Origin of the sequence: Herbaspirillum sp. B65 (assembly GCF_000333555.1) — a bacterium.
In the GTDB taxonomy this organism is placed as follows: Bacteria; Pseudomonadota; Gammaproteobacteria; order Burkholderiales; family Burkholderiaceae_D; genus Herbaspirillum; species Herbaspirillum rubrisubalbicans.
Genome location: NZ_BADI01000113.1, coordinates 1 through 9332, shown reverse-complemented (window position 1 = coordinate 9332; position 9332 = coordinate 1). Strand labels below are relative to the sequence as shown.

Genomic DNA, 9332 nt, shown 5'->3' with positions numbered 1-9332 from the left:
TATAGACCGGGTCCAGCGCCAGCAGCGGCTCCTGGAAGATCATCGCCACATCATGGCCGCGCAGGGCCGACAGCTCACGGCCCGTCATCTGCAACACGTCGCGGCCATCGACTTGCAGCCGGCCTTCGATACGGGTGCGCTGCTCGGGATGCAGACGCATGATGGAACGCAAGGTGACGCTCTTGCCCGAGCCCGATTCACCGATCAGCGCCACGACTTCGCCAGCGGCCACGTCCAGGTCCACCCCGCTGACGGCGCGGATGGTCTTGCCAGGCGCCTGGAAGGTGACGCGCAGGTCGCGCAGGCTCTCCTGCTCGCCATCGATCGCAGCGAAGAGCGACATCGGCAGCGGCAGCGGCCGGGGATCGAACAAGGACAAGCTGAAAACCTCTTCGACCGCAGCCACGTCGGCGCCCTGTACCGCCTCCTCGCTGATCTCGCGCACCGGCGCATCGCTGGCAAACAGCCGTTGATACCAACTTCCCTCGACCACCCCGCCCTCCCCTGTGCCGCGTTTTCCGGCCACCCCGGATACCAGCAGCAACTGCTTGGCGCGGGTGACAGCGACATACAGCAAGTTCCAGTCTTCCTGCGTGCGCAACTGATCTTCTTGCTCGAACAATTCTTCACGCGCACTGCCGCGTTCGCTGCGGCGTCCAAAGGCGGAGAAGTGCGTGGGCGCATCCTGGTCCTGCGGCCAGGCGCAAAGAATGCCCAGGTTGTCTTCCACCGAATCGCTGTGATTGGCGTCGAGGATGGCCACTACCGGGGCTTCCAGTCCCTTGGCGCTGTGTACGGTGAGGATGCGCACCGCATCGGCGCTGGCGTCCACGCTAGCCTCATCGGGCGCATCGCCACCCGAGGTCCGCTGCAGCACGCGCAGCGCATCGATGAACTTGGGCAGGCTGGGATAGCGCCCGGCGTCCATGTTCAGCGACAACTCGACGAAGGCGGCGATGTTGCCCAGGGTCTGGCTACGCGTGAGCGGCGAGGCATTCTGGGCATAGCGCGCCACCAGTTCGCCCTGATGCAGGATGCGGTCCAGCAGGTCATGCACCGGCAGGTGTGGTGCGGCCTGCAACCAGCGTTGCAGCAGCGTGACTGCGCGCACCAGCGCGGCCGAGGCGGCACCTTCCTGCTGCATGGCCTGCAGGTGCTGCCACCAGTGGCCACCCTCGGCGTGCGCGGCACGGCGGGCGATCTGCACCAGGTCGTCGTCGACGGCCCCGATGATCGGGCTCTTCAACACATGCGCCAGTGCCCGCGTGTCGTTGGGCGTGATGAGGAAGGTCAGCAGCGCAATCAGGTCGGCGATTTCCAGCGACTCCAAGAGGCCGCCGCGCTTGTCGGAGATGAAGGGGATGCCGGCGGCGCGCAGGGCGCTTTCATACGCGGCCAGGTGTGTGCGCTTGCGCACCAGCAGCATGATGTCGCCCCAGCGCATGGCACGCTCGGACTTGCCGGTGATGACCGGCACCTCGCGATAGGCTTGAGCAAAGGCCTGCGCCAGCGCTTGCCCTTCCAACAGGCGGCGCGCATCTTCTTCCTCGCCGCGCGGGGTGGTCAGCGGATTGCGCCAGGCAATGATGTCCTGCACTCCCTCTGACGCGGCCGAGGAGGTAGCCGCAGAGGCCGATTCTGCGTCGGTTTCAGAGCGGGTGACGTTTTCTTCACTTTCCTCTTGCCGCACCAGCGGCAGCCGCCACACCTCGCCTCCAGCAAGGCCCAGCGTGGTCTGCTGGGCGAACAGCGGATTGCCGCCCCTGATAAATGAACGATTGAGGACATTGACCACGGCACTGGCATTGCGGCGCGTCTGGTTGGCGCGCAGGATGGCCGCCCCCTGGCTGCGCAGCAGTTCGCGCGCGGCCACGAAGACGCGGGGCTCGGCGCGGCGGAAGCGATAGATCGATTGCTTGGGGTCGCCCACCACGAAGACGCTGGGCTGGGCCGCGTCGCCGCCATAGGCATCGAGCCAGCAGCGCACGATGCACCATTGCAGCGGGTTGGTGTCCTGGAATTCGTCCAGCAGGATGTGTTTGTAGCGCGCATCCAGGCGGGTCTGCAGATAGGCAGCGCTGGCCTCGTCCTTGAGCAGGCGATAGGCTTGCCATTCGAGGTCGGCGAAGTCCAGCACGCGCTGTTCGGACTTCACTTCCTGGTAGCAATCCAGATAGGCGCGACCGGCAGCAAAGAGCGCACGGTTCAGTTGCAGCACCAGCTTTTCCTTGCTGCGTCCTTGCAGCTTGCGCAGGGCCTCGCCGATGGCATTGAATTCGTCCTCGAAGGCGGCCAGCGCGGCTTCGTCACTGGCGGCGAAATGCTGGGTCAATGCCGCCAACAGGGACTTGACCTTGCCGTTCTTGCGCGGCTTGTCCTTGTCGTCGAAGAACTGGCTGTAGAGCGCATCGAAATGTTCCAGTGCCGGGCCGGCCGTGAGCGCCGATTCGATGGCCACGGCGCGGTTCTTGTTGAGACTGCCGCCCTGCCCCAGCAGCACGGCGACCTGGCTGGCGCGTGCGACCAAGGGGGCATCGTCCCACAGCGCCAGGCGGGCATCGCGCCGGGCGTCGTCGCCGCACAGTGCTTCCAGCCAGCACAGGGGTGAAGGTTCGGCCTCCTCGCCATCGTCCTGCGTGGCAGCCCACCATTCGGCGCGCTTGTCGATGAAGGCGTCCAGCAACTGGCGCGTGTTGAAGTCGCCGACCAATTCATACAGTTCGAGCAGCGCGGCCTTGACGATTGCCCCCTCGGGTTCGCGCAGCGTCTGCATGAAGCGGCGATAGGCTTCCTCCAGCAATTCGCCATTCTTCTCGGTCAGGGTATACCCATGCGGCACACCCGACGCCAGCGGTGCGATCTGTAGCAGGCGTGCAAACCAGCTATGGAAGGTGTCGATGGACAGGCTCTGTTCGGACGACAGGATGCGTTCATACAGCCCGCGTGCCAGCGGCAGCAAGCGCGGCAGATCCGCCTCGGCCACGCCGCGTTCGCGCAGCAGGCTGGCCGCGTGGTGCTCATCGGCCAACGCCAGCTCATGCAACAGTTCAAGCAGACGTTCGCGCATTTCCTGCGCGGCCTTGCGGGTGAAGGTGATGGCCAGCAGTTCCGGGGCCTGGGCGCCGGAGAGCAGCAAGCGCAACATGCGCGCCACCAGCAGCCAGGTCTTGCCACTGCCGGCGCAGGCTTCGACCACCACCGAGTGGCGCGGATCGCAGGCCTCACGCGTGAAGACCTCTGCCGCGACCGGTTTGCCATTGACCTCGTAGGCGGCCGGCTGCTGCTCGGCGGCGCTCACAGCCAGGCTCCCTTGCGGCACAGGCCGCGCATCTCGCAATACTGGCAGACCGATTCGATGCCGTTGGCCGGCAGCGCCGCGCCGTGGGCCACGGCTTGCATGGTGGTGGTGATCTGTTGCTGGAGCATCTTCTGTTTGCGTGCGAAATCGGGTGCGGCGGCGTCGCCGGTCTTCTTGTCGGGGCCCAGTTCGAGGGCAACGTAATGGGCGTGTTGCACATCGCCGCCGGCCAAGAGGCCATAGAAGGCCAGTTGATGGTCGTCTTCTTCCTTGACCTTTTGCCTGAGGTTGGCGGCAGTGCGGGTCTTGTAGTCGAGCAGGGCGCGCTCGCCACGGTCGTTGTGATCGACCCGATCCAGTCGGCCGTAGAGCTCGATGCCACCATCTTCCCAGCGCAAGGCCTGCGACTGCGCCTGTTCACCGAAGGCGAAACGCCAGCCCTCGGCCTCGCGTTCGTTGGCCCACAGCAGGTAGGCCGGCATCACCTTCTGCCAGCGCGCATGAAAGGCCAGCGCGGCGGGATGACGCTGCATCTCGCGCTGGAAGACTTCTTCCGAGAGTTGCGCCAATAGCGGCGCGCGCGCCGGCAAGGGGGTGTCCTGATCGCGCAGGTGCGCGTGATAGCGGTACAGGATTTCATGCAGCCAACTGCCGTAGTCGCGCTTCTCGGGCGTGTCCGACAATTCATCCATGACCGCCACACGCAACATGCGCTGGGCAAAGAATTGATAGGGGCAAGCCAGAAAACTGCCGAAGCCGCTGGCCGACAGCGACGCCGGCAACAAATCAGGAGCGGCAGGCGCAGGCATGGACGAGGGCTGCGCCCGCAGTTGCTTGACCGGTGGCGGCAGGACCACGCGGCGCAGCGGTGCTGCCCCCTGCTGCGCCAGCTTCAGTTCCAGGCGCTCTATCCAGGGGCTGACCGGATTGGGTTCGCCATCCTGGTGGGTCTGCCAGCACAGCACCACTTCCGGGTTCACGCACAGCAATTCGGTCAGGTCGCGCAATTGCTGGCGCTGACGTACCGCGCGCGTGGCCAGGTTCAGTTCGCGTCGCACGGCATTGGAGAAGAACAGTGTTTCCTGCGGCGGCGAAGGCAGATGCGCGGCATCGGCGCCGATCACCAGCACCGCGTCGAAACGACGCAAGCGCGCGCCGTTCAGAGGCAGCATCACCACCCGCCTATCCTTGATGGGCGGCATGTAGGAAGTGGCATCCAGACGCAGGTTCAGCAATGCGCGCCACTCGGCGAAGGAAAAGGTGTCCGACAATCCCCCCTGCTCGGCGGCGATGTCATCCAACATCAGCAGGCATTGCTCACCCGCGCCATCGGCACGCAGCGCGGCTTCCATGCCCAGTGCGCGGCACAGGCCGCGCTGCGTTTCACACCATTGCGCCAGGGTCTTGCGGCCGGTAAAGCGCGCCGCCTGCTTGGCCAGCATGATGATGCAGGCCAGCTCATCGGCCTGCCCAGCCTCGGCAAATGCCGATTGCAGGGCTTGCCAGTCGCCGGCGATGTTGGTGCGGCGCAGACGGGTTTCGATGCGCATGACACGTTCGCTGCGCGCATGGTCATCGGGAAAGACGAAGGGCGACTTCAGCAGATCCAGCAGCGCATTGGTTTCACCACGGGCCGAGACCAGGTCGTTCCAGGCGGCCAGCGCGGCGGCGGCGCGGGTGGTGGAGAGTTTCCAACCAGTCTCATCGGCCACGGCCACTTCGGCGCGCTCCAGCAATGCGCGCAGGCGACGGGCGGTGACGCGGTCCTGGGCCACGATGGCAATGTCGTTCTTGCCTTCACCTAGCCAGCGCAGCACGATCTGCGCGCTCTGTACGGCGGCGTTTTCCAGGTCATCGGCCGGGCACAGCAAGGGCAGCGTGGTGTCGGTGGTGTCGGTGCTGACATTGTCGGCATCCGCCGCAGCAATGCCCTCATCGTCGCGTACCAGTTCTTCCCATGCCCACAGATAGATGGGGTGCAAGGGCGCGATCGCAGGACGGCTCCAGTCCAGCGTGACGATGCGCACCGGCTGGCGTTGGGCATAGGCCGCCAGGAAGGCGGCATCCAGCGGCTCCGGCTCGGTGGGGCTGACCCAGACCAGCGGCAGGCTGGCCTGCTCGGCCAGGGCCAGCATGGCGTCGAAACGTTGCACGATGCGGTCGTTGGCATCCAACTGGGTCTTCCAGACCTGCCATACCAAGGCCGCTTCGTCGGACAACATGCCGTGCGCCGAAGGTGCCAACGGTTCCAGCAATTGCGCCAGTGCCTGTGCCCAGCGACCCACGGCAGCCTCTTGCCCGCTTGCGCTGGCGCGGATCTCGGGCAGTAGCGCCAGCGTCAACTCATCCGACAGGGCCAGCAGGGTATGGGCCAGCGGCAGCAGGTCGGCATTGCGACGCGCGGAAAACATTTTCTTCAACCAGCCATGTTCGCGCAGTTGCGCGTAAAGCTGCATGAGCCGTTCACTCTCCGAAGGCGGGGCCGTCTCACCAGGCAATTGCATGGCCAACAGGCCCGCGAGCGTATTGATGCGCGGCGCGATGTAGGGGCGGCGCAATTGGCGCGCCAGCGCGGCCTTGAAATTCTGTGCGTGGGAAAACGCCGGCACCATCAATTGCACGCCCGAGAAATCCAGCACAGCCTCACCCTGCCCCTGCAAGGCCTGGCCCAGCGGCTGGCCTTCGCGCAACAGGGCGCGCACGGCTTGCTGCCAGAAATCGGGGGTGGGCGGGATCGGTACGGTGGCAAGCAGCATACGTTCTCAGGGTTCCATGACGACGGTAGAGGATAGCGGAGATGGGCGGCGAGGGTGGCTATCAAGGCCGGCCAGAGACTGTCCCGATTGTATTTTTCTCTTGCTTCAACAGATTTTTTCAATCGGGCAGCAACGCCAATTGCTGCGCATTGTATGCCAGCAGGGGCTCGCCAGAGTGTATTTCGCTGCGCCGCACCAGCCACGAAGCCGCGCCAGGCCTCGCTTGCAAGCCCGTCTGTCGGGATGAGGACGGCAGACAACAAAGCCAGGAGCGCGTGTCTACACTTTCCCCAAAAATGGGTTATGATTGCCTCTGTATCCCGCCGCCTACCTCTGCCGCGCTTCAAAACAACTTGAATCGGCGCGCAACGACTCCACGTAGACCTAGCAACTCTGGAAGCGTTGATGGCTCACGCCAGGCATGACGGTATGTGTCCACCGGCGCTGATTGACTAATTACACCACTGCCTCACACCGAGGAAAGCCATGAGCGAACATATCAAACATATTACCGACGCCTCCTTCGAAGCCGATGTGCTCAAGTCCGACAAGCCCGTGCTGGTCGATTTCTGGGCCGAATGGTGCGGTCCCTGCAAGGCCATCGCCCCGATCCTGGAAGAAGTCGCCAAGGAATACGACGGCAAGCTGCAGATCGCCAAGCTGGACGTGGACTCCAACCAGGCCATCCCGGCCAAGTTCGGCATCCGCGGTATCCCGACCCTGATCCTGTTCAAGAACGGCGCTGCTGCCGCCCAAAAGGTTGGCGCACTGGCCAAGGGCCAATTGGTCTCGTTCATCGACAGCAACATCTGATTCTGATGTAACATCCGACGGCGGCGCGCTCGCGCTGCCGTCCGCCCCGCACACGATGCCCGGCTGTATCCAGATCCACACCACGCAACTCCCTCCCCCACCTTTACTTATCCCGTCCCGGGACACTCATATGCACTTATCAGAACTAAAAGCGATGCACGTCTCTGCCTTGCTGGAAATGGCAATCAGCCTGGACATCGAGAATGCTGCGCGCCTGCGCAAACAGGAGCTGATGTTTGCCATCCTGAAGAAGCGCGCAAAATCAGGAGAACAGATTTTTGGCGATGGCGCCCTCGAAGTGTTGCCTGACGGCTTCGGCTTCCTGCGCTCGCCCGACGCCAGCTACATGGCGTCCACCGACGACATCTACATCTCGCCTTCGCAGATCCGCCGTTTCAATCTGCATACCGGCGACTCCATCGAAGGTGAAGTGCGCACGCCCAAGGATGGCGAGCGCTATTTCGCCCTGGTCAAGGTCGACAAGGTCAACGGCGAACCGCCGGAAGCCTCCAAGCACCGCATCCTGTTTGAAAACCTCACGCCGCTGCATCCCAACAAGCTCTTGCAGCTTGAGCGCGACATGCGCGGCGAGGAAAACATCACCGGCCGCATCATCGACCTGATCGCCCCGGTCGGCCGCGGCCAGCGCGGCCTGCTGGTGGCCTCGCCCAAGTCGGGCAAGTCGGTGATGCTGCAACACATCGCCCACGCCATCACCACCAATCATCCAGACACCGTGATGATCGTGCTGCTCATCGACGAACGTCCTGAAGAAGTGACCGAAATGCAGCGCTCGGTGCGCGGCGAAGTGGTCGCCTCCACCTTCGACGAACCGGCCACGCGTCACGTCCAGGTCGCCGAGATGGTGCTGGAAAAGGCCAAGCGCTTGGTCGAAATGAAGAAGGACGTGGTCATCCTGCTGGACTCGATCACCCGCCTGGCACGCGCCTACAACACCGTGATCCCGGCCTCCGGCAAGGTGTTGACCGGTGGTGTGGACGCCAACGCGCTGCAACGCCCGAAGCGCTTCTTCGGCGCCGCGCGTAACGTCGAAGAAGGCGGCTCGCTGACCATCATCGCCACCGCCCTGATCGAAACCGGTTCGCGCATGGATGACGTGATCTACGAAGAATTCAAGGGCACCGGCAACATGGAAGTGCACCTGGAACGCCGCCTGGCCGAAAAGCGTGTGTACCCCGCCATCAACCTCTCCAAGTCCGGCACCCGCCGTGAAGAGCTGCTGATCAAGCCGGACCAGTTGCAGAAGATCTGGGTGCTGCGCAAGCTGATGTACGACATGGATGAAATCGAGGCGATGGAATTCATCCTCGACAAGATGAAGTCCACCAAGAACAACGCCGAGTTCTTCGACATGATGCGTCGCGGCAACTAAGCATCGCTGCTGGCAAGATCAGGAAACGGCATGTCTTTCACCGGACATGCCGTTTTTTTATTGATCTCGCAGCAACAATAACGACGTATTTTCAACTGAAAAACCACGCCGACGGCCTGCGGCCAGTGGTCCGCCTTGACCCAAGCCCCTGATTCCACTGTATAATTTCGGACTTTTCCAAACCGGCAAGTGATCATCAATCGGGTCAAGAAGCAAGGCGACCGACGAAGTGGCGATTGGCTACCAAACTACTCTTGAGGCAATCATGAAAGAAGGCATCCACCCGGATTACCGCGAAGTCCTGTTCCACGACATGTCGAACGACTTCAAGTTCGTCACCCGCTCGACCATCGGCACTCGCGAAACCGCCGAGTTCGAAGGCAAGCAATATCCGCTGGTGAAGATCGAAGTGTCCTCCGAATCGCACCCGTTCTACACCGGCAAGCACAAGATCGTCGACACCGCTGGCCGCGTCGAGAAGTTCCGCCAGAAGTTCGGTTCCGTCGGTTCGAAGACTGCTGTCTCGAAGGCGTAATCTGTACTTCCCTCAAAAAAGGCAGCTCAGGCTGCCTTTTTTGTTTTGGTCATCCGTGGTGGATCGGCACGGTTTGCACCAGCATGTAGCAGACAGACACAACTATTTACTGTGATTTCCTGCACAATAGGGCCTGCAAAAAAATACCAGTCACCGAATCCCACGGCGACAGCGCAGCCAAGACCCGTCCGGCCAGCGCACCACCCAACCTCGCCGTACAGAACAAGAGCAACAACATCTTGATGAAGCCAGTCCGTCTTCCAGCCGCAGCCACCAATGCGCTTCCGCGCATGGCCCTGCTCGCGCTCGCCCTCCTGTATATCCTACCTGGTCTGATCGGCCGCGACCCCTGGAAGAACGAGGATGCCACCAGCTTCGGCATCATGTGGACCATGGCCCATGGCACCCTGGCCGACTGGCTCACGCCCAACGTGGCAGGTTTGCCGCTGCCGGCCGAAAGCCCGCTGGCCTACTGGTTCGGGGCGATCTGCATCCGGCTCTTCGGCTGGCTGCTGGGCGATCCGCTGGCCGCACGCG

General features: G+C 63.2%; 5 protein-coding genes and 1 pseudogene. 4 read left to right on the top strand and 2 right to left on the bottom strand.

Features of this window, described 5'->3' with window-relative positions:
- Positions 1 to 3298, bottom strand: a 3298-nt coding sequence (locus I5W_RS03150) for a UvrD-helicase domain-containing protein (protein ID WP_252716867.1), incomplete at its 3' end; no start/stop codon positions are given.
- Positions 3295 to 6054: a PD-(D/E)XK nuclease family protein gene (locus tag I5W_RS03145; protein WP_044528150.1), complete on the bottom strand. Its 2760-nt coding sequence runs from the start codon at positions 6052 to 6054 to the stop codon at positions 3295 to 3297. The genes I5W_RS03150 and I5W_RS03145, both read right to left, overlap by 4 nt.
- Positions 6055 to 6540: 486 nt before the next feature.
- Between I5W_RS03145 and trxA the strand changes: the two genes are divergently transcribed.
- The 4 genes and pseudogenes from trxA to I5W_RS03120 all read left to right on the top strand — a co-directional run.
- A complete protein-coding gene (gene trxA / locus I5W_RS03140; protein ID WP_006462943.1) occupies positions 6541 to 6867 on the top strand; it encodes a thioredoxin TrxA in 327 nt (108 codons plus the stop codon).
- A 130-nt stretch (positions 6868 to 6997) separates the two neighbouring features.
- Positions 6998 to 8260 carry a transcription termination factor Rho gene (rho, locus tag I5W_RS03135; protein WP_008325783.1) on the top strand — a complete coding sequence of 421 codons (1263 nt, stop codon included), beginning with the start codon at positions 6998 to 7000 and terminating at the stop codon, positions 8258 to 8260.
- 265 nt (positions 8261 to 8525) lie between these two features.
- A complete protein-coding gene (locus tag I5W_RS03130) occupies positions 8526 to 8795 on the top strand; it encodes a type B 50S ribosomal protein L31 (RefSeq protein ID WP_017451417.1) in 270 nt (89 codons plus the stop codon).
- Positions 8796 to 9037: 242 nt separating this feature from the next.
- Positions 9038 to 9332: pseudogene (locus tag I5W_RS03120) on the top strand (glycosyltransferase); the annotation flags it as partial.